This is a genomic window from Methanoculleus thermophilus (genome assembly GCF_001571405.1).
Lineage (GTDB): Archaea > Halobacteriota > Methanomicrobia > Methanomicrobiales > Methanoculleaceae > Methanoculleus > Methanoculleus thermophilus.
The window spans coordinates 21,861-44,247 of the sequence record NZ_BCNX01000014.1; the positions used below are offsets into that span (position 1 = coordinate 21,861).

At 58.3% G+C, this 22,387-nt stretch carries 23 protein-coding genes and 2 tRNA genes; 16 read left to right on the plus strand and 9 right to left on the minus strand.

Going from position 1 to position 22,387, the window contains the following annotated elements:
• Positions 1–2: 2 nt before the first annotated feature.
• The 4 genes from MCUTH_RS11465 (at position 3) to MCUTH_RS10725 (ending at position 1,301) form a co-directional block, all read left to right on the plus strand.
• Positions 3–134 carry a DNA-directed RNA polymerase subunit P gene (locus tag MCUTH_RS11465; protein WP_083524872.1) on the plus strand — a complete coding sequence of 44 codons (132 nt, stop codon included), beginning with the start codon at positions 3–5 and terminating at the stop codon, positions 132–134.
• Positions 131–535, plus strand: a complete 405-nt coding sequence (locus MCUTH_RS10715; protein WP_066958785.1) for a Brix domain-containing protein — start codon at positions 131–133, stop codon at positions 533–535. Before MCUTH_RS11465 ends, MCUTH_RS10715 begins: the two co-directional genes overlap by 4 nt.
• Positions 532–780 (plus strand): KEOPS complex subunit Pcc1, encoded by a 249-nt coding sequence (locus MCUTH_RS10720; RefSeq protein ID WP_066958786.1) that lies wholly within the window; start codon positions 532–534, stop codon positions 778–780. The genes MCUTH_RS10715 and MCUTH_RS10720 overlap by 4 nt, the downstream gene beginning before the upstream one ends.
• Before the next feature lie 155 nt (positions 781–935).
• Complete coding sequence (locus tag MCUTH_RS10725) at positions 936–1,301, plus strand: prefoldin subunit beta (RefSeq protein ID WP_066958804.1); 366 nt, start codon at positions 936–938, stop codon at positions 1,299–1,301.
• A gap of 35 nt (positions 1,302–1,336) precedes the next feature.
• Here MCUTH_RS10725 and MCUTH_RS10730 read toward each other — a convergent pair whose 3' ends face one another.
• Positions 1,337–2,881 carry a 2-isopropylmalate synthase gene (locus MCUTH_RS10730; protein ID WP_066958787.1) on the minus strand — a complete coding sequence of 515 codons (1,545 nt, stop codon included), beginning with the start codon at positions 2,879–2,881 and terminating at the stop codon, positions 1,337–1,339.
• A gap of 149 nt (positions 2,882–3,030) precedes the next feature.
• On the opposite strand from MCUTH_RS10730, the gene MCUTH_RS10735 reads away from it, so the two are divergent.
• The 4 genes from MCUTH_RS10735 (at position 3,031) to MCUTH_RS10750 (ending at position 4,277) form a co-directional block, all read left to right on the plus strand.
• Positions 3,031–3,137, plus strand: a tRNA-Tyr gene (locus MCUTH_RS10735).
• A 13-nt stretch (positions 3,138–3,150) separates the two neighbouring features.
• Positions 3,151–3,223: transfer RNA gene (locus MCUTH_RS10740), tRNA-Asp, on the plus strand.
• A 107-nt stretch (positions 3,224–3,330) separates the two neighbouring features.
• A complete protein-coding gene (locus tag MCUTH_RS10745) occupies positions 3,331–3,822 on the plus strand; it encodes a HEAT repeat domain-containing protein (protein WP_066958788.1) in 492 nt (163 codons plus the stop codon).
• A 41-nt stretch (positions 3,823–3,863) separates the two neighbouring features.
• Positions 3,864–4,277, plus strand: coding sequence for a secondary thiamine-phosphate synthase enzyme YjbQ (locus MCUTH_RS10750; protein ID WP_066958789.1), 414 nt, complete (start codon positions 3,864–3,866; stop codon positions 4,275–4,277).
• A 132-nt stretch (positions 4,278–4,409) separates the two neighbouring features.
• Here the strand turns inward: MCUTH_RS10750 and MCUTH_RS10755 are convergent, their stop codons facing one another.
• Entirely contained in the window at positions 4,410–4,673 is a 264-nt protein-coding gene (locus MCUTH_RS10755; protein WP_066958790.1) for a UPF0147 family protein, read from the minus strand.
• Between the two features lie 66 nt (positions 4,674–4,739).
• On the opposite strand from MCUTH_RS10755, the gene MCUTH_RS10760 reads away from it, so the two are divergent.
• A complete protein-coding gene (locus MCUTH_RS10760; protein WP_066958791.1) occupies positions 4,740–5,123 on the plus strand; it encodes an Sjogren's syndrome/scleroderma autoantigen 1 family protein in 384 nt (127 codons plus the stop codon).
• Here the strand turns inward: MCUTH_RS10760 and MCUTH_RS10765 are convergent.
• Together MCUTH_RS10765 and glyS are read right to left on the minus strand one after the other, a co-directional pair.
• Complete coding sequence (locus MCUTH_RS10765; RefSeq protein ID WP_066958792.1) at positions 5,114–7,375, minus strand: DEAD/DEAH box helicase; 2,262 nt, start codon at positions 7,373–7,375, stop codon at positions 5,114–5,116. The two genes, MCUTH_RS10760 and MCUTH_RS10765, sit on opposite strands and share 10 nt — an antisense overlap.
• Positions 7,372–9,102 carry a glycine--tRNA ligase gene (glyS, locus tag MCUTH_RS10770; protein ID WP_066958793.1) on the minus strand — a complete coding sequence of 577 codons (1,731 nt, stop codon included), beginning with the start codon at positions 9,100–9,102 and terminating at the stop codon, positions 7,372–7,374. Before glyS ends, MCUTH_RS10765 begins: the two co-directional genes overlap by 4 nt.
• A gap of 311 nt (positions 9,103–9,413) precedes the next feature.
• Between glyS and MCUTH_RS10775 the strand changes: the two genes are divergently transcribed.
• From MCUTH_RS10775 to MCUTH_RS10790, 4 genes are all read left to right on the plus strand, one after another.
• Positions 9,414–10,022 carry a helix-turn-helix domain-containing protein gene (locus MCUTH_RS10775; RefSeq protein WP_066958794.1) on the plus strand — a complete coding sequence of 203 codons (609 nt, stop codon included), beginning with the start codon at positions 9,414–9,416 and terminating at the stop codon, positions 10,020–10,022.
• Positions 10,023–10,086: 64 nt separating this feature from the next.
• Positions 10,087–10,761: a metal-dependent hydrolase gene (locus MCUTH_RS10780; protein ID WP_066958795.1), complete on the plus strand. Its 675-nt coding sequence runs from the start codon at positions 10,087–10,089 to the stop codon at positions 10,759–10,761.
• Between the two features lie 283 nt (positions 10,762–11,044).
• Positions 11,045–12,007: a sulfurtransferase gene (locus MCUTH_RS10785; RefSeq protein ID WP_083524873.1), complete on the plus strand. Its 963-nt coding sequence runs from the start codon at positions 11,045–11,047 to the stop codon at positions 12,005–12,007.
• A gap of 558 nt (positions 12,008–12,565) precedes the next feature.
• Positions 12,566–13,819 (plus strand): ArsB/NhaD family transporter, encoded by a 1,254-nt coding sequence (locus MCUTH_RS10790; protein WP_066958796.1) that lies wholly within the window; start codon positions 12,566–12,568, stop codon positions 13,817–13,819.
• On the opposite strand, the gene MCUTH_RS10795 is transcribed toward MCUTH_RS10790, so the two are convergent.
• Positions 13,786–14,712 carry a Clp1/GlmU family protein gene (locus MCUTH_RS10795; RefSeq protein ID WP_066958806.1) on the minus strand — a complete coding sequence of 309 codons (927 nt, stop codon included), beginning with the start codon at positions 14,710–14,712 and terminating at the stop codon, positions 13,786–13,788. The genes MCUTH_RS10790 and MCUTH_RS10795 overlap by 34 nt on opposite strands.
• 275 nt (positions 14,713–14,987) lie before the next feature.
• The gene (locus MCUTH_RS10800) at positions 14,988–15,464 is read right to left on the minus strand and encodes a pyridoxamine 5'-phosphate oxidase family protein (protein WP_066958797.1); all 477 of its coding nucleotides are present in this window, start codon (positions 15,462–15,464) and stop codon (positions 14,988–14,990) included.
• Between the two features lie 338 nt (positions 15,465–15,802).
• On the opposite strand from MCUTH_RS10800, the gene MCUTH_RS10805 reads away from it, so the two are divergent.
• The gene (locus MCUTH_RS10805) at positions 15,803–17,113 is read left to right on the plus strand and encodes a hypothetical protein (RefSeq protein WP_224732804.1); all 1,311 of its coding nucleotides are present in this window, start codon (positions 15,803–15,805) and stop codon (positions 17,111–17,113) included.
• Positions 17,114–17,132: 19 nt separating this feature from the next.
• Here MCUTH_RS10805 and MCUTH_RS10810 read toward each other — a convergent pair whose 3' ends face one another.
• Positions 17,133–17,633: a metallophosphoesterase gene (locus MCUTH_RS10810; RefSeq protein ID WP_066958799.1), complete on the minus strand. Its 501-nt coding sequence runs from the start codon at positions 17,631–17,633 to the stop codon at positions 17,133–17,135.
• A 292-nt stretch (positions 17,634–17,925) separates the two neighbouring features.
• On the opposite strand from MCUTH_RS10810, the gene MCUTH_RS10815 reads away from it, so the two are divergent.
• A complete protein-coding gene (locus MCUTH_RS10815) occupies positions 17,926–18,111 on the plus strand; it encodes a hypothetical protein (RefSeq protein ID WP_224732803.1) in 186 nt (61 codons plus the stop codon).
• Positions 18,112–18,150: 39 nt separating this feature from the next.
• On the opposite strand, the gene MCUTH_RS11470 is transcribed toward MCUTH_RS10815, so the two are convergent.
• Complete coding sequence (locus MCUTH_RS11470; RefSeq protein WP_083524874.1) at positions 18,151–19,386, minus strand: GNAT family N-acetyltransferase; 1,236 nt, start codon at positions 19,384–19,386, stop codon at positions 18,151–18,153.
• A gap of 10 nt (positions 19,387–19,396) precedes the next feature.
• Positions 19,397–20,599, minus strand: a complete 1,203-nt coding sequence (locus MCUTH_RS10825; protein WP_083524875.1) for an ATP-binding protein — start codon at positions 20,597–20,599, stop codon at positions 19,397–19,399.
• 387 nt (positions 20,600–20,986) lie between these two features.
• On the opposite strand from MCUTH_RS10825, the gene MCUTH_RS10830 reads away from it, so the two are divergent.
• On the plus strand, positions 20,987–22,387 hold a 1,401-nt coding region (locus MCUTH_RS10830), incomplete at its 3' end, for an NAD+ synthase (protein ID WP_066958801.1).

The following is a 22,387-nucleotide window of genomic DNA, read 5'->3' on the forward strand; positions in this document are numbered from 1 at the left end:
TCGTGGCTGCCTATAAGTGCGCTCGATGCAAACAGAAAGTAGAGATCGATATCAATATTCGCTGTCCCTACTGTGGATACCGTATCCTTTTCAAAGAGCGCGGCGCAGCAATAAAAGATCTGAAGGCTCGATGACGATCGTCACGACGTCACGCAAGCCCCTCCCTGAGGTGCGCACCCTCTCCAGGGATCTGGCGTTCGCGATCGGTGGGGAGTATGTCACCCGTGGCAAGGCGGGTATGGGTGACCTCTTCTCCCTTGACGATCGGGTTTTGATCGTCTCTCGATCGGGCCCCCTTTTTATCATCCAGATCTTCTCGAACGAAGAATTGGTCGGAGAGATTGCCATCCGGTCATTCACCGTCACGGAGCGGCCGGGTGCGATTGCCCGCGGGCTCTTTGTCTCGAACCGATCCGTGTTCGAGACCCTCAAGGACCACGTCAACGTTGTATTCGCTGCCGAGGTCCTTCCCGGAAACAGGATTGTCTTTGATGGTACGCAGCGGAAGCGCTACACGCTGGAGGTGGCCTCGTGAACCATCATACGGCCGTTTTTGCGTTCACGACCGAGGATGCCCGTGCCCTCTACCTCTCCGTCTGTCAGGAGATGGGCGACGTGGGAGACCGCTCGTCCGTCCACGTACGGCTTGAGGGCACCGATAGACTCATCCTTGAGGTGACTGCAAGCGATATACCTGCCCTCCGGGCGGCCCTGAATACCTGGCTTCGGCTGATCACTATAGCGATCGAGATGAGGGAGATCGTCGCCCCTCAAGAGTGATGACGGTGCCAGAAAACTCCCTTCCCTGAACCCTCACATTTTATGGGCTTCACGCCCCTATGATGTAGAGAAAGGGCATCGGGCCGGGGAGGCCTTCCGCCCGCATCCGAAATATTGTTACAGATCGTTATCCCATTCTGGGAGGGTTGATGAATATGGAAAATATCCCACCTAAGGTACAGAACCAGCTGGCAATGCTCCAGCAGATGCAGCAGCAGCTGCAGGCTGTGATCTCACAGAAAGCACAGTATGAACTGACGATCCGCGAAGCCCGGCGGGCGGTCGAGGATCTTGCCGATGTTCCCGAGGATGCGGCAGTATTTATGAACGTCGGCAGCGTCATGATGCAGAAGAGCCGGGAGCAGGTGCTCTCCTCCTTGAATGAACGCATCGAGACGCTCGAACTTCGGGTTAAGTCGCTTGAAAAACAGGAGAAGGCTCTTCAGGGCAGGTTTGAGCAGTTATCCTCACAGATCAGGGGAGCACTCGAAGGGAAGCAGCAGCCTTCCGGTCCTGCCTGAACCTGGAACTTTTGGTAAAATAGGGGAGCGGGTGCTCACTCCTCCCGCTCACGGTCGTTCTTCCGCGTCCGGCAAACGAGGTTGATCGCGTTGATCATCGCCTCGACCGATGCCAGAATGATGTCGTCGCTTGATGCGCTGGCATCAAAGACCCGACCCAGTTCATCCTCAACGGTGATGGTGACGTGGCCGAGTGCATCGGTGCCGCCGGAGATTGCCTCGATGTTGAACTCTTTTAGATGAACCGGGACAGGAATGATCCCGAGGATCGCCCGCACGGCCGCATCCACCGGCCCGTTGCCGACGCTTGAGAAGACGTGCTCCACCCCATTGACCGTCGCCTTGACGCTCGCTGTCGGGATGACGTGGTTCCCGGTCATGATAGCGACATCCTGGAGTTCCAGAGTCTTCTCGTTCGGCGCAAGGTGCATGACACTCTCCGCGATCTCGTAGAGGTCGGCATCCGTCACGCGCTTGCCTTTACCGGCAATCCCCTTCATCCGCAACACAATCTCATCGAGCTGTGCGTCCGTGGGCTCTATGTGCACCTCGGCGAGCATCTGCTTGACTGCGTGCCTCCCGGCGTGTTTGCCGAGTTTCAGCCTGCGCCGGTGACCGACCATCTCGGGGGTCATGATCCCGGGCTCGAACGTATCTGACCGGGCGATCACACCGTGGGAGTGGATCCCGCTCTCGTGGGCAAAGGCGTTCTCGCCGACGATCGGCTGCGTGGCGGGAATACTCATCCCCGCGTAGCGTGCAACAAGCCTTGAGGTCTCTACAAGGCTTGTTGTCCGGATCCCGGTATCGATCCCATAGATTGATGAGAGGACCATCACCGTCTGCGCGAGATCCGCGTTCCCGGCCCGCTCCCCGATGCCGTTCACCGTCACCTGGACCTGGGATGCGCCCGCCTCGACCGCCGCGACGGTGTTTGCCACCGCAAGCCCGAAGTCGTTGTGACAGTGGACGTCGATGGGGCAGTCCACCTCCTCTCTGATCCTGGTGATGAGGCGCTTCATGGCCGCCGGCGTGATCACGCCGACCGTATCGGGGACGTTGATGACCGTTGCCCCCGCATCCACCGCGACACGGAAGACCTCTATCAGGTAGTCCCAGTCTGTCCTCGTCGCGTCCATCGCCGAGAACATGCATTGGTCGAGATGGTCACGGACGTATGAGACGATCTCGCCGGTTGCATCGAGGACCTCCTCACGGGTCTTTTTGATGGTGTACTCGCGCTGGACGTCGGATGTCGGAATGAAGACATGGACCATATCGACGTCGCAGTCGATGCACGCATCCACATCGGCCCGGAGCGATCGCGCTAGACCGCAGATCTGTGACGTGAGCCCGAGTGCCTTGATGGATTTGACGATCTCGCGCTCGGCATCAGACGATGCGGGAAAGCCCGCTTCGATGGCGTGCACTCCGATCTTCGAGAGTTGCTCTGCAATACCGAGCTTCTCTTCGCGCGTGAATGAGATGCCCGGCGTTTGTTCACCGTCGCGCAGTGTGGTGTCGAAAACAGTGACGTTCTTTTTCGCACGGCTATCGGTGAAGAAGACAGTACGCTTCAGCGTACCTGGTTGCTTCAGCGTTTGTGGAGTTCATGATTATATCAGTTATTAGAACTAATATATGAATAATGCTCCTGGTTGTGCAGGACCGGCTGGCAAGTGGGCGAAAAATATAATAACTCATCACGACAACATTGTTAGAGCAGGGACCCGCCTTAACTCAGACTGGTAGAGTGCGCGGCTGTAGTATAGTTTTCGCTCTCGGGCGAACTGCGCGGCTACCGCGATGTCCCCGGTTCGAATCCGGGAGGCGGGATCCACCAACAAGTGCCCAGGTAGTGTAGTGGCCTATCATGACGGCCTGTCACGCCGTCGACACGGATTCGAATTCCGTCCTGGGCGTCCAATTCTTTTATCTTCCTTTGCTATTTCGTGGACAGATCTTCAATCCTTATAGCGCATCGCTCTCAATCTCTTATCGCGGGGACCATCCGCGGATGTGACTTGCGATGACACGGATTGCGAATGAACAGGATCTGAAGATCCACATCTCCCGGCTCTCCGCTCCGGACAAAGATGTCCGGGCAGAAGCGATGCGCGGGCTCGTTGCGCTCGGGAGACCGGCAGTACCTGCCTGTATAGCCCTGCTGCAAGACGGCGACTGGAAGGTGCGCTACCGTGCCGCGGAAGCCCTTGGTCTGATCGGTGACGGTGAAGCGTATGCGCCTCTCATCGCCGCTCTCGCTGACGAAAAAGATCACGTCCGCTACATGGCGGCGAAAGGACTCGGGCTGCTTGGTGACCCGCGCGCGGTAGTGCATCTTGGGGCCATGCTCCGCGACGAGAATGAGTTTGTGCGACGGAGTGCCGCGGGTTCTCTTGGAGCGATCGGCGGCGAGGCGGCGATCGGGCTGCTGCGCGCGGCGATGAACGATGAGGTTAGCGACGGTGTCCGTGCGGCAATCCTTGCGGCGCTCCGCGATGCGGGACGTTTATCATAATGGAGGAGACAACCGGAATACCGTTGAGGTGATTTTTGGGGATGTTCCAGACTACAATCCAGGTTGAGACGCATGGGGAGGGGGAGATCGTCAACCTCACGCCCCGCGTACAGCAGGCGGTCGATGAGAGCGGTGTGCGGGAGGGGCTTGCGAACGTCTTCGTCGCAGGCTCGACCGCTGCCGTCACCACCATCGAGTACGAGCCCGGTGTGCTCTCCGACCTCCGCCGGGCGCTCTCGGTCATCGCCCCGGCTGACATACCATACGCTCACGACGCGGCGTGGGGCGATGGCAATGGGCGATCTCATGTCCGGGCAGCAATCGTCGGCCCCTCCCTCTCCGTCCCGGTAATCGGTGGCAGGCTTGCCTGCGGCACCTGGCAGCAGATCGTCTTGCTTGAGCTCGATGTGAGACAAAGCCGCAAACGTTCGGTCTATATCACTGTTCAAGGGTAACGACCGCAACGATTGGTGATAATTGAGGATTCCGGCAAGCAATCGAGGGTGCATACCGGGCAGGGGTACGGTGCCTGATTAACAACCCCGAATAGCAGCATTTTGCCGGAATCGTACAAAAGAATACGTAATTTAATCGAGAGGAACTGTTTCGAGCTGCGATACCAGTTCCCAGATCCGGGTTCTGGCGTGAACCGGCATGTTTGGATCGTTGCTGATCTCGTCGATCATGGAGATTGCGGTTGCGGCGCGGAGACCGATACTCCGGGACTCATCCTGAAGAACGGATTTTGTCTCATCTGCGACGCGCCGGATATTGCGCGGGATCGTGGAATCCTCGCTGATATTCTGCAGCATCTGGATGCAGATCCGTATTGTTTCGTCTGGACTTGCCATAAGAATTACCCCTTTATTATTAATGGCATCCAGACATATATAAGTTCATTAAGGGAGTTCAACGAAATGACGGCGGATAAGGCTGACGAAGTCATGGCTGAGTATCTCCTGAAAGGAGGAAAGATGCTCGCAAAATCCTGCAAGGTTTGCGGGTATCCCCTGTTTGAGTACAAAGGAGAGACGCAGTGTGTGATCTGTCCAGTTCTGGGCTCCAAAGCCCCTTCCACCGAGTCGGAGCCGGTTCGAGAGGTCCCTCCCGAGTTAGTGCAGGCACCGTCGCCCGCGCCGGCCGCGCCCGCGGCGAAGGACCGTGTCGTCGATGAACTGGAGCAGACGATCATCCATCTCTGCGAGCGAATCCGGGGTGAGCCGCGGGCCGACGAGTGCCTGACCCTGATGAAGGCGGTTGCGAAGGGTGCGGCGGCCCTCGCTGCGCTCGCTCAGCGGTAAGGCCTGCGGGCGAGATCCCATATCTTCTGGGCCGTCTTTTCTCCGATCCCGTGCACCGACGCCAGTTCGTCCGCGTCGGCATCTATGATCGCCTTGAGCGATCCAAAGTGCTCGAGGAGGAGTCGTGCGCTCCGGATTCCGACATTCGGGAACGCCGCGAGCACATACTCCTGCTCCTCACGGATCGACCGATAGGATTTCTTCGGGTGCACCTTCCGCTCTCCCCGCTCGCTCCCCTCCCGCTGTGCGAGGACGTAGAGCATCTCAGCGGTGTCGTCTGCATTCTTTGTGCGGAGCAGTGTGACACCCATATCAACCGTGATTGCGGCAAGCGTGCCCCGGATCGCGTTCGCGTGGATGTTGCGTACGCTATAGAGGTCATCCTCGCCCTCGATGATCAGGATCGGTCGCGGCACCGCGTCGGCCATGGCCCGGATCTGCCCGAAGAGATCCCGCTCGATGAGGGTGTCCATGAAGTCCTGTACGGTTTTACGCTCGACAAGAATGCGATCCCCGATTGCATAATCGCCGAACTCAAGGCGCTCGAGCGTTATTGATGCCCCAAGCTCATGCAGGTGCTCCGCAACCCGCGATGATGTCTCCCGGTCATCGATGGTGATTGCGGGGCCCATGGAAGTAAACTCCAGAACACTTGCCTGCTTGGTAACAGCCGGGATGGCTGCAGCCGGAGTGGAGCCGGGCAGAGGGTCCGGTGCGGCGCTCATGCTCTTGATCCCCTTCACCATCGCCCGCTCCCGGGTCTGGCTCACGTAGCGGAACGTCTCATCAGATGTACCCTTCGTCACCAGGACGATGATCGTGCCGCTGCCGCTCCTACCGGTCCGCCCTTTCCGCTGGATGCTCCGGATCTCTGAAGGGACAGCCTCATAAAAGATCACCATGTCCGTCGAGGGGACATCGAGCCCTTCCTCACCTACCGAGGTCGCAACCAGGCATTTGAACTCCCCTTTGCGGAATCTGGCAAGGCTTTCGATCTGCTCCTTCTGTGTGAGACCCCGCTCGGCATCACGGGAGGCCTGACCGACAAACCGCTCGCAGGCGATCCCTCCTGCGGTGAGTGTATCGACGATGGTCTGGACGGTGTCGCGGTAGGTGGCAAAGACGATGATCCGGCTCTCGGGATGTGCCTCAAGCTGCGCCCGGACCAGTTCGCGGACGATCGCGACCTTGGGATGGAGTTCCTCCTTCCAGCCACTCGCGATCTCGACGAGGCGCTGGTAGGCCGGGTCGCCAACGAGGCGTTTGCTTGCCTTGCTCCCCGAACTCGAGGCTCCTTCCGCTCCAAGCCGGGCGAGATAGAGTTTGAGCGCCTCGCTGCCTTGCGTCTCGGCAAGCGAGATGGCGTGGCGAAGTTTCATGCACTCCGCGTGCAGGGATGCTGCGATGAACGCCGAGGGGTCCCGTGTCCGTATGCGCTGCTGGATCTGGGCATTGAGAACATTAAGCGCTTTGATTGAGAGTTTGTCCGGTTTTGGGACCTGGAAGTTGAGGTTTGCAAGCCGGGTGAGCCGGGACGCCACGAGTTCGCGGAGGGTGACGATCGCCGCCTGCAGTTCCTCAGGCAGGTAGACGTCGATGTACTGGATATCGCGCTCGTGGATGTAGGGGCGGACGTCCTCATCGGTCTCGACCCTAGTCTCGACCGCCTCGATGTGAAGATTCGTGCAGACCTCCTGCACCTTCGCCTGGTCGCCTCCGGGGGAAGCGGTCATTGCAAGCAGCAGTGGCTCCCTTGCCGTGGAACAGTAGTGCTCGGCGAGAAAGACGTAGGCGTAGTTTCCCACCGCCCGGTGGCACTCATCCACGATCAGCAGTACGACATCGGCAAGACTGTATCGTCCTGCAAGGCAGTCGTTCTTGATCACCTGCGGGGTGGCAAAGCAGACCCGGCAGGCTTCCCAGGCTCTGGTCCGCTCCTCTGGGGGTGTGTCCCCGGTGAACATGGCGAACTCGGACTCCAGGGGTTCGGAACCATCCTGGGCGAGGAGAAATTGCTTAAAAAAGCGGAGGTGCTGCTCGACCAGGGGTTTTGTGGGCGCGAGCATCAGCACCTTCCCCCGGTGGGAGTAGAGGCGGGATGCCGCGACGAGGAGCGCGACGGCCGTCTTCCCTAGACCGGTCGGGAGGACGACCATGGTGTTTGCATCAAGCGCGCGGAGCGCAATTGAGAGTTGGTATCGCCGCTCTTCGATACAATCTGGCCGGATCAGAGGGTGGGAGACGTAGTTCATACCCTGATTTCACGGAACGTGGTTGCACCGGTGATGAGTCCGGAGAGGATCTCCGGCAGCCGCTCGATAGGTACCCGGACCTGCTCCATGCTGTCGCGGTCTCTGACGGTCACAGTGTTGTCTTCAAGCGTATCGTAGTCGACGGTGACCGCAAACGGCGTCCCGATCTCATCCTGCCTCCGGTAGCGCCTCCCGATGGCTCCGGAATCGTCATACTGCGCAAGGATGCGGCACCGGGTGAGGCGCTCCGTGATCGTCTGCGCGATGGTATCGAGGCCGTCCCGGTTCATCAACGGGAGGACGGCGACCTGGACCGGTGCGATCGCCGGCGGGAAACGGAGGACTTTCCTGATCTCGCCCTCGACTTCCTCCTCGGCGTAACTGTGCTCCAGCGCAACGTAGATCATCCGGTCGATCCCGTATGACGGTTCAATGACATGAGGCATCACCTCTTCACCGCGGACCTCGACCTCTTCCTCGCGGACCTGGTAGAGATCGGCCGGGATGAAGAACTCCTCGCCATCGACGGTGACGCGTGCGCCGTCTTCACCCGGCTCAGATGATGCCAGGGCATCCGCGATTGCTTTTGCCTTACCCCGGTATTTTGGGCCGAGTACGCCCATATCGGCGACAATCCGCCTCTTTGTGACCCGCTTTGGCTCATCGTAGGGGATGAAGACCGTCATCGGGGTGCCTGAGTGCTTGGCGTGCGAGCGCAGGTCGTAGTTGGTGCGGTCGGCGATACCGACGATCTCCACCCACCCGAAGCGCTCGGAGTAGACCTCGGCGTCCCAGCAGTCGGTCGCATAGTGCGCTCGTTCGTCGGTCAGGTGCTGGCGGAACCGGAGCTTTGCCGGATCCACGCCAATGGAGGTGAGGATCTGGTGGGTCAGCGCGATGTAGTAGGCGACGTACTCGTTTGCGACAACTCCTTCGTCTACAGCAGCGCGCATCGTGCTTACGGCTGGTTCAAGGTTCTCGAGTTGCCGCGCGATGGTAAGGAGAGGCACCTTGTACTCTGCGTAGCGGTGGAAGGCAGGGTGGTTCTTCTCGTCCGGGTGGACGAAGATCTCGGCCTCCGCCTGGGAGAACTCCCGCAGCCGGAGCATGCCCTGGCGGGGGGAGATCTCGTTGCGGTAGGACTTCCCGATCTGGACGGCGCCGAAGGGTAGTTTGTCCCGATAGAAGCGCAGAAGTCGGGGGAAGTCGGTGAAGATGCCCTGGGCGGTCTCGGGGCGCAGGTAGCCTTTCCGCTGGGATCCGGGCCCGATGGTGGTCTCAAACATCAGATTGAATGCAAAGACACCCGCCTCTCCCAGGCGCTCTTTGCATGAGGGGCAGGGCAGTTCATAGATCGCCGCCTGGAGTGCCTCGGCGGAGAGGGTGCCGGCGTTCTCGATGCCGTTCTCCGCTGCGATGTGATCCGCACGCAGGTACTCGCCACAGTGCGGACACTGCACCATCTTATCGGCAAACTCTTTCACATGGCCGGATGCGACGAAGATTGCTTCGTTTCCGACGGTGGGGCACTCGATCTCGTAGTAACCTTCCTGGAAGACATAGAAGGATCGCCAGAGGTTCTCGATGTTCCTCTTTAGCATTGCTCCAAGCGGGCCGTAGTCGATGAAACCGGCGACGGACCCGTATATCTCGGATGACGGCCAGACAAAACCGCGTCTCCTGGCCACTTCCATGACTTTTTCGTAAATATCGCTTGTCTCGGCCATAGTCTTGCAGTATACTTCAGCGCCGGTGCTAATAAAGAGTCGTTCTCGTCTTTCCGGAGATCACGATTCTTTAAAAAACGGACAGGATAATATGGTATTATTTCCATGGTTGGGAAGATTCCTGGAAAGAGAGTCGCATCCTCGAAAATGATCTTTCTCATCCGGGAGACTATATGGTAACCTTTAAATGTTAGCGGTTGTAATGTAGGGAACGTTATCCCCCACACCATGGGGAATATTTATATACTGTTGGTTGTCAGTGGATGACCTTCAGAACCAGACGGTGGAATACAGAACAGAGAGACACGGACATGGCAGGAGATACACGCAAGCAGCAGCTCCTTGAGCTGTTCACGTCCATCACGAACAAGAAGGCGATCGTTGAACCGATGAGGAAGGTTCACGGTACGCTCCGGGATCGCGATGCTGTTGAGCGCGAGATTGCCCTGATCATGCGGGAGATCCTCGATCAGGGGTACTTCAAGACCAAACTTGCCCCCCGGCAGCTCGCAAGACTCGTGGTTGCATACTACGACGGCAAGAACGATACGGAGATTGCGAGGGCGCTTGGTGATGAGAAACTGAGCAAGACCGTGGCGCGCGCGCGGGTTCGCCTCAAACTCTTCAGAGAACTCGACTTCAAGATGCCGTTTGATCAGAGTATGATGGCCGAACTTCTTGATTCGGGAAAGACCATGAAGGAGATCAGCGAGGAACTCAATGTGAGCCCCTCCACTCTTCGTGAGTACCGCCACGTCATCGAGCAGCAGAGGGATACAACCCTGGATCCTTACCTGGAACGGATCAGGGATGTGATGGAGGACCGTGACCTCTCTGAACAGATGACACGTGGTGTCACCGACGATGGCCTCTCCGAGGCGATCGATATCGCCGAAGCTATAGATATGGGGGAGTTCTAAACTCCCACTCCACCCTCTGTTGTCCCACTGAAGATTTTTAACCGCGTAGATCGATCTCTTCTCCATGAGGTTGACTTGGCTTGGCCACGCGTGTTTCTTGCTTGCCGGATCGCGGACTATTCTCATCGATCCCTTCATCCCGGATGGAATTCTCCCCACAAAGCCCGATATCGTTGCCGTGACGCATGCTCACGGGGATCACATGGGCATTGCGGTGCAACTTCAGAAGAAGACGGTCGCGGTCAACGAGGTCGCGAAGTACCTGGCGTCGAAGGGTGTTCCATCCGAGCCGATGAACATCGGCGGGAGCATCACCGTCGACGGTGTCCGGTTTACGATGACGCCTGCTCTTCACTCGTCATGGCTCGAGGATGAGGGCATGGGCTTTTACGGCGGCACAGCAGCCGGTTTTGTCATCACGATGGACGGTATCAGTGTCTATCATGCCGGCGACACGGCGCTCTTTTCGGATATGCAGCTCATCCGGGATCTCTACCGGCCAGATGTGGCGCTTCTCCCCGTAGGGGGGCGCTTCACCATGGGGCCTGAAGAGGCGATGATCGCCGCCCGGTACACCGGGGCGCGGCTGGTGATCCCGATGCACTACGATACGTTCCCCGTCATTCAGCAGGATCTTCAGGGCTTTAAGGAGGCCCTTGAACGGACAACGCCGATCAAGGTCCGGATCCTCAACCCGCGGGAGAGCATCGATCTCGGGCCGGAGATCTCCGGGGAGTGAGGGGGAGGCCTCCCTCGCACCCGGCAGTTTCTGCCGGTACTGCCTACCGCTCCTGGTATTCTCTCCACAAGCGGGGCAATCACCCCTCGTTATTTCCCCATTAACCTTCGTTATCTCCGGGCCCCGGTCGCCTGGCTCCGGACTCTGTCCTGTTTCTGTGGCATGCCTCCCCCAAACGCAACATGCCTCCACTGAGTCCTGCATAAGATATATGTGGTCTCAAACCCGGAGTGTGGCCAGGCTCACCAGGTATCGGTGAGATTCTCAGTACGAGGTGATAGGAATGGATGAGAAGATGTTTACCCCAGGCGGCATGGAACGTATGCAGGCCTTAAGCGACCGGGATAATGTTCCGTATCCCCGGGGAGACGGGATGGTCAAACTGGTGAACACGGGCTGGCTGGCCGACCACCTCAACGACAGCAACCTGACGATCCTGGATGTCCAGCCGGATGTGCACGACTACATCCAGGAACACATCCCCGGTGCAGTTTACCTGACCGAAGGGGTTCTGCGGGTCTCCAACCGTGGCTTCCCAACGACATACAGCCCGAACTCCTGTATCCAGGAAGCGTTCCGGCGCGCAGGTGTTGAAGCCGACTCTCCGGTAGTTGTTTACACCTCCAAAGGCGCGTTCTCCGGTCGGGGTGACGGGCTTGCGCAGACGATGATGGCCTATACCCTGGCAAAGTATGGGCATAACAAAGTATACCTCCTCGATGGTGGGCTTGATGCCTGGAAGAGCGAGGGTCTGGAACTCTCGCAGGACTACCCCACAGTTGAACCGTCCAACTTCACCGTTGAGGTCCGCGACGAGTACGCTATCGGATACGAGGAGTTCGTACGGATTAAGGACAACGAGGGTGTGGTTGTGCTCGACGCGCGCCCGGCAAAGTTCTATGAAGGACAGGGACCCTGGCGGGTCGCCGGGCATATCCCTGGCGCCATCAACCTGCCCTGGAGAAGCCTGATGACCGACGAGAACCCGATGCAGTTCAGATCGAACGCCGAACTCGATATCATTCTCGAAGAGCACGGCGTCGATCGGAACCAGACTGTCATCTGCACGTGCGGGACCGGCCGGGAGGCTACAAACGAGTTCGTTCTCTTGAAGTGGCTTTACCTCTACCCGAACGTCCGGATCTACGAGGGTTCGTTCACCGAATGGGTTAGCCGTCCGGGTAGTCCAGTCGTGGAAGGACCGGAATCACGAGAACGTAGAGCAGAGACGGCGCCCGCACGATAATCTGTGAACATCAGGGCAACCGGTCAAAACCATTATTTTTTACAATTTACTAATCGAAGAGTATAAATAAATCGAGTTCTCATACACTCTCAGAGAGATTTGGATCCACACTAGACACTTCCCCCCTTGACGTCGTCTTTTTGTGTATCCTCTTCTCTCTAAACCGCATTTCTTAGCGCTTACTGCTTGACCGATATGTGAACTTCTACAACGCGCTGCACTCATAGGTTCTTGACGCATCTCGCGCCCCCCTGAATTGTCAGCACTCTCTCTACCGTTCGGTCGTGAAGCCGCTCCCTGTTTTAGATGCCCCGGTAAACGTTGCCATGCAGCAATTTACCCCGCTCGTACTGCCCTCTACACGGGCCACTCGATCTCTCTCGTGGTGCTGAAGTTGCTGCAAAGCCGTGCCGAATGTATATATCAACGCCTATCGACCTCATGAGCAGTCCCTGAAAATATCCGAAGAGCGTCATCAACTATACCGTCAGATAGGGTGATCCTTAATTCCCCCGAGGACGAACTCTTGATCAGTACACTCTCCTTCGCTGGCACATCATGGGCACCCTCATTCCGCTTATCGTCCTCATTGTCGTCTTCGTCCTGATCGCGGTCCGAAAAGTAGGCAACATCAACTTTCGCATCTGGCAGGTGATGCTCCTTGGCGCCGCGGCCGTCCTCGTTGCAGGAGCGATAACGCCAAAGGATGCGCTCGCATCCATCAATCTTGACGTGATGCTCTTCCTCTTCTTTATGTTCGTGATCGGGGAAGCGCTCGCGGCAAGCGGTTACCTCTACCACCTCTCTTATCATCTCTTTGCCCGAGCGGGATCGGTCCGCCACCTGGTCTTTCTCATCCTCATCGGCGGCGGTCTCCTCTCGGCGCTCCTGATGAACGATACCCTCGCGGTCGTCGGGACCCCCCTGATGCTTTACTTTGCTCGACGGCACGGGATATCCCCCAAACTTCTCCTGCTTTCGCTCGCGTTTGCGGTCACGACGGGAAGTGTTGCTAGCCCGATAGGAAACCCGCAGAATCTCCTCATCGCGCTCTCGGGCGGTATCGAGAACCCGTTCATCACGTTCCCGCTCTATCTGGCTCTCCCGACGGTGATCTCCCTTTTGCTTGCTTATTGGTTCCTCTGTCGGGCGTTTCCTGATGATCTCAACTCTGCCATCCCGCTCGTGCACCGAAAGGAGGAGATCCTCGACCCCGACCTTGCCTCCCTCGCTCGACTCTCCCTCATCCTACTCGTTCTCCTGATTGGAGCAAAGATTCTCGCGGCCGTGCTTTTCCCTGCCTTCGATATCGGGTTGACATGGATTGCAGTCATCGCAGCGCTTCCGATCCTTCTTGGCAGCAGGAGGCGATTTGAGATAGTCTATCGGATCGATTGGCCGACACTGGCCTTCTTCGCCGGCCTCTTCGTCCTTATGGCGAGTGTCTGGCAGTCGGGGGTCTTCCAGCCGCTCATCGAGGAGAGTCCTCTTGATATCACCGCTCCCCCGGTCATTCTCGCGATGGGCGTCATCGTCTCCCAGTTCGTGTCGAACGTTCCCTTCGTCGCCCTATCTCTTCCCGTCCTCTCACATCTAGGGGCATCCACGGCGGGCATGATGGCGCTTGCGGCCGGCAGCACGATCGCAGGGAACATGCTGATCCTCGGGGCGGCAAGCAACGTCATCATCATTCAGTGCGCGGAGAGAGAGGGTGAGACGCTGACATTCGGCGAATTCGCCCGGGTCGGTCTCCCGCTCACCATCGCCCAGGCGGCGGTCTACGCGCTCTTCCTCTCCTTCATTCCGGCATGAGGGTTGGGGTGGGTGGACTCCATAGACCCCGGCTCTGCTGCGAGATCCAGGTAGATCGAGCCGAACCTGACCGACGCGACGGCGGCCTGGTCGAAGGGCGGGGCGAAGACCTCGAGCACCTGCCCTCTACGGTGCACCTTTTCGACAATCGCAAGGGCAAGAACGAAGTTCTCCGGATCGTTGAAGGAGACCAACCGCCCCTTGATCTCGTGCGGGTTCTTCATGTCGGGGATCCTGCCCTGAAATCCGAGTCCGAGGAGCGAGATCCCCTGTGCCCTCCCTTCGGCAAAGTAGGCCGCGAAACACTCTTCACGGTAGCGTCGCCTCTCGATTGGACTCCGGGCGACGGCTGCAGGCGCCACGGGGATCCGGTGTATCGCCATTGCGGGGTCCCGGGAAAAGTTCGCAAGAATTCGTTCCAGTTCCCGTCCATGCTGGAGGGCGACGATGCGGGTCGGGCGGAGAAGGTCGATCATCTGAACCTGGAACTCGATCCCTGCTCCTCCATAGATGAGTCCGGGGGAGTCGATGATAGTGACATCGGTCGAGAGTTCGGCGGCTTTCTCGACAAGGCGCTTTGCTCCGGTCAGCATCTGAATGAAGTGACCGCCGGGGGAGGTTGAGCCGACAAACCGAAGATAGGACTGGCATGGTGGTTCCGGCGCGCCGTTGTAGATGACCATCCCTTCGGTCGTCGGGGGGCCTATCCGGGACTGCCCGGTGTCGCAGTCGACGTATGCTGTCTTCGTATGGATAGCAGCCCTCTCGACGAGGTAGTGGCAGAGAGTCGACTTGCCGCTGTCCGTCGCTCCGATGACATATACGCGCTCGGGGGTATCCGCCCGGAGAAGCGCCTCGGTGAGTTCCTCCCATTCTCTCCCGATGCTGATCATAGCAGGAGGATAGTGTGGCCCATAGATATAGAACGCTCTCGGGACATTATCCCGGTCCCTGCCGGGCCCCACCTCGTGACCCATGGCGTTGCAGGGGCATCGATGACGACCGGCGCATCAGGTGAAGATCCGTTGAGGGTAAAGGGAAGAACGTGGGCAGGAGCAGGTTTGTGATAAGAAGCGCGGCGAGGAGAGCGGCGAAGATCCGGCGGGATCTATTATGGTTCCGCATCTGCGGGCAACCCGACGGGCGCCGTTTGCCCTCAAAAATTGGGTTAGAGATTCTTTAAGGCGACAATATCGGTCACGCCGGTGAGCTTCCAGATATTTGAGCGCTCTTCGGAGGCGATCGACTCGAGCGGTTCTTCGGGCTTATGGCCGAGCGCGGCAAGGATATTCTTTGAGAGGCCATGCTTCTTGATCATATCTACGAACTTTTCCCTGATGATCTTCTTCTCGATCGCATCCTCAAGCTGCACCAGGTATCCTTGCATGGTTACGAAGGTGTAGCAGGAGAGATCGCTTGAATACTTCTCAATCTCCACGGAGACATACGGGTGCTGCTTGAAGAGGTTATTCTTTCTGCCGTACTTGGTCGCAAGGAAGTAGAGAAACTTTCCGTCGAAGACATACAGAAACGGGGCGATATAAGGGTATTTGGCACCCTGGAAAGCAATGCGGCTGATAAATCCTTCTTCGATGAGTTTATCGTACTCTTCTTTATCCATATTCGGGATCTTCACAATCTCCATCGGGCATCCTCCTATTCCGGTAACCTATGAGGGTTCATATAGGTTTCCACGGGAGGATTATACTTACCGGGTTGATTGAACAGGTGGGAGTTGCGGGCCCGGTCTTTGGTGTTTCCGGTTCCATTGCCTAGAATGCGGATAACCGGATGGTTTGAGCGGCGTTGTCTCGTTAACTGCCCCGGACTAGGGCAATCCTGATTGGCATGCGTTGATGCTGGATCTGAGATCTCCGGATGGCTGACGACGGCCTATATCGCAAATGATTTTGCGAGAGGGGTTATTTTTTTCAAAATTAAATATAATAATGTATATATAATCTAATCGTGAAAAAAGTGGGCATGAGCAAACACGATGCAAACGCTCTAATCCTCCTTGGAATTGCCGTATGCACCGGATCCCTCCTCATGGTGCCGGCCATTGCCAGTCCTGTGCAGGGGCTCACGGCGCTGGAATCGGGGGTGTTGCTCCAGTCTCCGCTCAACAATATTCTATCAGATGAAGCGAAATTGGACTCTCCCGATCTCGAGGGCGAAGGAGATACCCCTGAAACGCTCCAGCCCCCGGCTCTTGCCGAGACTCCTGACCCGCTTGATGATACGGAGCAGACGGAGCCTGCCGAACCGGAGTTCACCGGCCAGCCCGTTGATCCGACTCCCGCAACTGATGCGCCCATGAACGGCCCTGCGGATGACGAACGTCTGGCAGAGATCATAGACAGCACGAGCATCTCCCTGGTGAGACTCTCAATGAAGCATGCACACGCTCTCTACCTGAACGATACGGATGCTGCAGCAGAGGCAGCAGACGAACTGTACGCGCTCTCCAGCAGGGTGCTTGCGGAGGTTCAGATGCTTGAGGTCTCCCCTGACCGTGCGCCCGTCAGGGATGAGTTCGTCCGGTCACTCCTGGCCTACTCATCTGCGGGCAAGACACTTGCCAATGCAACGGATACCGGGACCGCGGAGTCTGTTCGGGCAGCCTTCAGGGATCTGGAGATCGCATCGGATGGCCTTGAGGTGGTCAGTCAACAGACCTTCGCTGTGCGGTCGGCGAGCACCGGTCTTTCCACGATGAGAACCGCCACCCTGGCAGCAGAGACGCCCGCCGCCTGGACCAGTTCGGCCGATCTGGTATCGGTCACGCCCCCGGAGGAGGTGCTGGCCCTTGGTGAGCGCTACACCTACGACGATCCTGCTGGCGAGAATATGATCTCGCTGATCGCGGAGTCCACCCGGGATGCATCGGCGTACGAGGAAGTCTCGGCCAACACGTCTCCGACGCGAATCGAGGCCGGTGATGGGCGCACGTTCCTCCTTGTTGCCCTAAAGTCAACAAACCTCGGGCATAAAGGCGACTCCGATCTCTATACCATTGAGACCCCAGGACGCGACGCGTTCACCCTTGAGGGTCAGGGATTGGCGTTCAAGCCTCTTGAGGTCCCGTCCTTCACATCCCTTGGTGAATCGTTCGACAGAAAGCTCCTTGAGCGCTACGAATCCCTGAAAGGTTACCTCTACTTCGATGTTCCTGCTGACTTTGACGTCACCAGCGCGACGCTTCGAGTGGATCTCGGGGATGCCGGCACTCCTGCTTGGGATCTCGGAAGAGATTTCGCAAAAGAGTCCGGCGGCGATGCGGTTTCTGTGTAACCGCATCACACTCTTTTTATCATTCAAGGGAGAGCAGTTCCACGTTCTGTGTTACCGTATCCAGCACTGCGATGGTTGGTCTCCCGGTCAGGTAGCCACAGACCTCCCCGGGGTTGACGACCAGTCTCCTCCCGAGGCTGCGTGCCCCGGCTTGATGGGTGTGGCCGTGGACCACAACGTCAAAAGCCCCCTGCCCGATAAGTGCCTGCAGGAGTTCTCGTTCATCGCCGTGCAGCAGCCCTATCGTCAATCCCCCGGCAGTGATCTCAGCAAATCTCCCTCTCAGACAGAGGTGCTCGTGCTCGGCAAACCGGGCGGCGAGGAGGTGATGGTCACCATCGTTGTTCCCAAGAACCCCGATCAGCGGAGATTGCAGATTCGCGAGCCGGGGGATGACGAATGGAGAAACATAGTCCCCGGCATGGAGTGTCAGGGATACCTGCTCCTCGTTCAGCCGCTTTACGGCTGCATCCACCATCTGGATGTTGTCGTGGGTGTCAGAGAGAATTCCGATGCGCATATTATGCACTCCTGGCTGCAGTCACGATATAACTGACTGTGTGCCCCGCGGATTCCACCTGCCGGACAATCAGAGGTGCGCTCCCACCCTCCTGCCATAGATATTCCAGCCGTTCTATCCTCTAATTTTCTCGATTCTTGCTGATTATCCGTTTTTCTCACCGTAAAAATTTTATTCAACCATTTTCTGATACTGAAATAGAACTCGCACTCCCGTGGATGATTCGAATTTTAGGCGCGGATCAGGCCCGATTCACCGGGAGGCGGAGATGATGATTTTGTGGAGTTGCAGTATGTGGGCGTATGTCAAGCGCTTTGATGGCAAAACAGAAGAGCGAGAGTTCCCTGCAGGGGTAAATATCGAGATCGGTGATATTCTTGAGGACGGCTCGGTCGTCATCGATGTTTCATACCCGGATGAGGCCGACGACTATACGGATTCATACGATCTCGATCCACTGGAGGCCTATGACGACTGAGATGGGAGTTCAAGCCCGATAGGGCGGTCCCCTCCCAAGTTATCGTCGAAACGGACCGGCAAAGCGGCGCATCGGTTGAACGTTTGCTCCTTCCATATCTCCAATGGCAAACGCGAACCTGGACCGGATGGTCGGAGGAAGGTCGCTTTCTGGTATCGATACAAATCCATATGTTGCGTAAAACTCAACGAGGTTCCGGACCGAGTGCATGTACAGGGTGTCATGCTGGCACGCCTCGACGAGCGCGTCCATCGCCCTTCGGGCATACCCTCTTCCCCGGAACCGGACCGGGGTGAAGACTCCGTCCACCTCGTAGCCGTCCGGGTGTCGGCGGCACCTGGCGACGGAGACGAGGGTGCCGTCCGCAAAGACCCCGAATATCCTATCAGTCTCCGGGTTGGCCTTTAACTGGTGGTAATCAATCCAGATCTCCTCGGCGAGGGGGAACTCTTCGCTCCGCAGTTCTCTGGTTTCAATCTTTAAGAGGATCGGGATTGCCAGAACCAATATCGGTGACTTTACGCATTCTACGACTGCGCTCGTGACGCTCCCGAGCGGTGCGCTTCCTGCTGCATCACGCTTTCCTATGCGCGGAATCACGACTACGGAGGCATCGATCTCGTCCGCTACGGCACAGATGATCTGCGCCGGATTTCCGGTCCGAATCATTGGGCGAATTTCATCTCCCGCTGGTGCAAGGTCTCTTCGCAGGAGATCCAGTCTTTCGGCTGCCTCCTGCTCCGTTTCCTGGCGCCCGGGCTCGATGACATGCAGGAGTACGGCAGTCCCGTCTCCGGCGTGATCTTTTAAGACAGAACGAACCTCCGGTGCCGTTGGTTCAAGATCAGTCGGCACCAGCAGGCGCCAAAAGAGCGGCGCCGGTCTCTTCCCACCCGATTGCGGCACGATCAGGACGTGTGTCCGTGCTTTCCTGAGTACGGTGGCTGCGACGTTTCCGGAGAGGAGGTTCCGAAGCAGGCCGGGGTCACGGACCCCCATTGCTATCAGGCCGGCTCCCATCTCATCGGCTGCCCGGAGTACTCTCTCCGCGACATCCGTTCCGTCGTCCTCTGCGATCGAGATTGCTGCCGTGATGCCCTGCTGCTGCACTCTCTCTTGCATCCGGTAAAGTTGGTCCTCGTCAGGCTGGGGTCCGTCCGATCGCCGGGCGTGGAGGAGGACGACCTCACGGACGCCCGGGATCTCACCGACCCGCTCCGCCATGAGCATCGAGGCGGCGGAGAGGTCTGTTGGGATGAGTACCTTTGTAAACATGGCTCATACCTCACACAATCCGGTAGCCGTCCGGCGGCACGTGGATCACGAATCGTGCCCCCTCACCAGGCGTTCCGGTCTCCTGGATTGTCATGCCGGTGATGGCAAGGATCTCCCGGACAAGGAAGAGCCCCAGTCCGCCATCGGTTCCAAAGCCGTACGCAAATATCTTCTCCTTATCCGCTTCAGGAATTCCCACCCCGTCGTCCTCGATGTAGATAGAGAGACCATCCTCCTGGATCTGGTAGGTGATGACGATCTGCGATACGGTCTTGCCGTGGCGGAAGGCATTCTCGATCAGGTTGGAGAAGACCTGATCGAGCTTGGGGTCGGCGAAGATTTCGAGCCGCTCCACCCAGGAGCGGACCGAGATCCCGGGAAGGAGCAGGCATGAGACCACCTCCCGGATAACCCTCTGCAGCGGCTGCCACTCCGGCGGCCGGAGACCGAGGTCCTGGTAGTCGCGGGTGATCTCAGCGCGGCGCTGCACGAGCCGGGCATCCTCTTCCAGGCTGTTTATGTACTGGCGAACGGCGGGGTCGTCGAACTGCCGTGTTCCCTCGGCTATCCGCGAAAGAAGCCCAAAGACCGCTGCCATTAGATCGTTCCGGGTGAGGCGCCCAAGCATGTTCAGCCTGGCGTTCGCCTCACGAAGTGCATCCTCGGCGTTCTTCCGGGCGGTGATGTCGATGAGCGTGAGGACAAACCGTCCTCCCGGGAGCCTGCCGCCCGATACAAGCGCCCGAACTGCAGACCCGTCGATGCGGCGGAGGGTTGTCTCATACCCGTATGCAGCCCCATCCCTGCGGATCTTTGCTACAAACTCGTCCCAGGTCTCGGGATCGTCGATGAACCGGGTGATGGGCTCTCTAATCAGGCCGCGGATCGTGGAGCCGAGGAGGGTTGCTCCCACGTAGTTGACCTCCTCGATGCGCGTTCCGTCGTCCGGCGCGATGATGAGTGTTCCTGCCTCTGAGTTGTCGAATATCCCGCGGTAGCGCTCCTCCTGCTCCCGGAGCCGGAATGAGAGGAGTGATACGACGGCACCGATAGCTACGTAAACTGCGGCTCGCGCAACAACCGAGACGATCTGCTCGGCTCCCCCCTCAAAGATGAGCAGGGCCGTTGCAAGATAACCCAGGCTCAGAGCAATCGAGAAGACGACGCCGTGTCGGGGATACCAGTATGCGGCAAGCACGATCGGGATATACATCAGGTGCGGGAAGATGGTCGTGATTCCGGCGGAAAGCCCGACGATGTTCGCGGCAAAAGCGATGATGGTCGCTATCGCAAGCAGGAGGAGCGGGTATCCCGGTCATTCCTCCCCGCGAACTGGCGCAGTTGAATATTCAGGGTATCCGCCTCCTGTTGTCGATTTGGAGTGTAGGCGGCTTACCAATGGTCAGGAGAGGAGATACTTCTCTATAATACGCTCTCTGCATGATCCCTACTAGGCGCTTTGGTCTTGGGTGCTTAAAATAACTCTGATCGCAAGATCGGTCCGCCTGGTCCGGCATATCCCGCGTCTCTCTATCCCGCGTGGCACTGGGTTATGAAAAGGCATATGCACACCGTTCTGCCATTACTCTTCTGGGAAACCATGAAGATCTCACTCCTCCAGGTGAACACGGTTGTCGGCGATCTGACCGGCAACGCCGACCGGATAGCGGCTGGTGTCAGGGAGGCGTCCCGGTACCGGCCTGACCTGATCGTGGCACCGGAGCTCTCTCTGATCGGCTGCCCGCCCCATGACCTGCTCCTCCAGACCGGATTTGTTAAAAAGAGCCTTGCAGTTCTTGAAGATCTGGCCGCCGATCTTTCAGGCGCGCCACCGGTGCTTCTTGGTTTTGCGGAGCCAAACCTCTCCGGGACCGGCCGGCCGCTCTTCAATGCCGCAGCCCTCCTTCGGGATGGGGAGGTGAGGGAGACATTTCGAAAGACCCGGCTCTCCCGAAATATTCCCGATGAGGAGCGATACTTTGAGCCGTGGACCGGTACCCCTCAGGTTCTTCGTATTGGCCGGCGAGCGATCGGCGTCTCAATCGGGGACGAGATCTGGCGCGGCGGCCCGATGCCGGAGGTGATCGTGAATCTCTCCGCGTCGCCTTTTGTTGCAGGCGCACAGAGTCTGCGGGAAGAGTCCCTCTCCCGGATCGCGAAGAGTCACCGGGTGGTAATCGCCAGAGTTAACCTTGTCGGAGGCAATGACGATCTCGTCTTTGACGGTCGGAGTTCTGCCTTCTCTGCTGATGGTACGATGGTTGCCCGCGGTGCAGCCTTTGCTGAGGATCTCGTGAACGTCGACCTTGCTCTCCCCTCCCTGCAGGCAGTCGCTCCCGACGACGTGGAGCCCGAATCGGAGATCTGGCGGGCACTGGTCCTCGGCACCCGGGATTACGTCCATAAGTGCGGTTTTACATCGGTCCACCTCGGTCTCTCCGGCGGGATTGACTCGTCGCTCGTAGCAGCAATCGCCGTCGAGGCACTCGGTCCGGAGAACGTCCTCGGGGTGCTCCTCCCCTCCCCCTACACCTCCGCCGAGAGCATCGAAGACGCCCGTGAACTTGCAGAGAACCTTGGCATCAGAGTGGAGTGCGTCCCAATCAGCCAGATAATGAAGGCATTTGACGGTGCTCTTTCTGATCTCTTTGCCGGCATGCGCCGCGACGCCACCGAGGAGAACCTTCAGGCCAGGATCCGGGGGACCGTCCTGATGGCCCTCTCGAACAAGTTCGGCTCCATGCTCCTCTCCACCGGGAACAAGTCCGAGGCTGCGGTCGGCTACTGCACCCTCTACGGCGACACGGCGGGAGGTCTCTCTGTGATCGGCGATCTCCCGAAGTGCATGGTCTACCGGATCTGCCGGTGGCTGAACCGAAAGCATCCCGTCATCCCCGAACGGGTGCTCGAGAAGCCCCCCTCCGCGGAGCTCAGGCCCGGCCAGACCGATCTTGAGACCCTCCCTCCATATGACCTCCTCGACGCCATCCTCTACCGCTAC

Excerpts from the sequence above, each read along its gene's own strand:
- MCUTH_RS10715 (WP_066958785.1), top strand. The coding sequence starts at position 131 with ATGACGATCGTCACGACGTCACGCAAGCCCCTCCCTGAGGTGCGCACC.
- MCUTH_RS10725 (WP_066958804.1), top strand. The coding sequence starts at position 936 with ATGGAAAATATCCCACCTAAGGTACAGAACCAGCTGGCAATGCTCCAG.
- MCUTH_RS10745 (WP_066958788.1), top strand. The coding sequence starts at position 3,331 with ATGACACGGATTGCGAATGAACAGGATCTGAAGATCCACATCTCCCGG.
- MCUTH_RS10750 (WP_066958789.1), top strand. The coding sequence starts at position 3,864 with ATGTTCCAGACTACAATCCAGGTTGAGACGCATGGGGAGGGGGAGATC.
- MCUTH_RS10755 (WP_066958790.1), bottom strand. The coding sequence starts at position 4,673 with ATGGCAAGTCCAGACGAAACAATACGGATCTGCATCCAGATGCTGCAG.
- MCUTH_RS10760 (WP_066958791.1), top strand. The coding sequence starts at position 4,740 with ATGACGGCGGATAAGGCTGACGAAGTCATGGCTGAGTATCTCCTGAAA.
- MCUTH_RS10765 (WP_066958792.1), bottom strand. The coding sequence starts at position 7,375 with ATGAACTACGTCTCCCACCCTCTGATCCGGCCAGATTGTATCGAAGAG.
- glyS (WP_066958793.1), bottom strand. The coding sequence starts at position 9,102 with ATGGCCGAGACAAGCGATATTTACGAAAAAGTCATGGAAGTGGCCAGG.
- MCUTH_RS10775 (WP_066958794.1), top strand. The coding sequence starts at position 9,414 with ATGGCAGGAGATACACGCAAGCAGCAGCTCCTTGAGCTGTTCACGTCC.
- MCUTH_RS10780 (WP_066958795.1), top strand. The coding sequence starts at position 10,087 with ATGAGGTTGACTTGGCTTGGCCACGCGTGTTTCTTGCTTGCCGGATCG.
- MCUTH_RS10785 (WP_083524873.1), top strand. The coding sequence starts at position 11,045 with ATGGATGAGAAGATGTTTACCCCAGGCGGCATGGAACGTATGCAGGCC.
- MCUTH_RS10790 (WP_066958796.1), top strand. The coding sequence starts at position 12,566 with ATGGGCACCCTCATTCCGCTTATCGTCCTCATTGTCGTCTTCGTCCTG.
- MCUTH_RS10795 (WP_066958806.1), bottom strand. The coding sequence starts at position 14,712 with ATGATCAGCATCGGGAGAGAATGGGAGGAACTCACCGAGGCGCTTCTC.
- MCUTH_RS10800 (WP_066958797.1), bottom strand. The coding sequence starts at position 15,464 with ATGGAGATTGTGAAGATCCCGAATATGGATAAAGAAGAGTACGATAAA.
- MCUTH_RS10805 (WP_224732804.1), top strand. The coding sequence starts at position 15,803 with ATGAGCAAACACGATGCAAACGCTCTAATCCTCCTTGGAATTGCCGTA.
- MCUTH_RS10810 (WP_066958799.1), bottom strand. The coding sequence starts at position 17,633 with ATGCGCATCGGAATTCTCTCTGACACCCACGACAACATCCAGATGGTG.
- MCUTH_RS10815 (WP_224732803.1), top strand. The coding sequence starts at position 17,926 with ATGTGGGCGTATGTCAAGCGCTTTGATGGCAAAACAGAAGAGCGAGAG.
- MCUTH_RS11470 (WP_083524874.1), bottom strand. The coding sequence starts at position 19,386 with ATGTTTACAAAGGTACTCATCCCAACAGACCTCTCCGCCGCCTCGATG.
- MCUTH_RS10825 (WP_083524875.1), bottom strand. The coding sequence starts at position 20,599 with ATGTATATCCCGATCGTGCTTGCCGCATACTGGTATCCCCGACACGGC.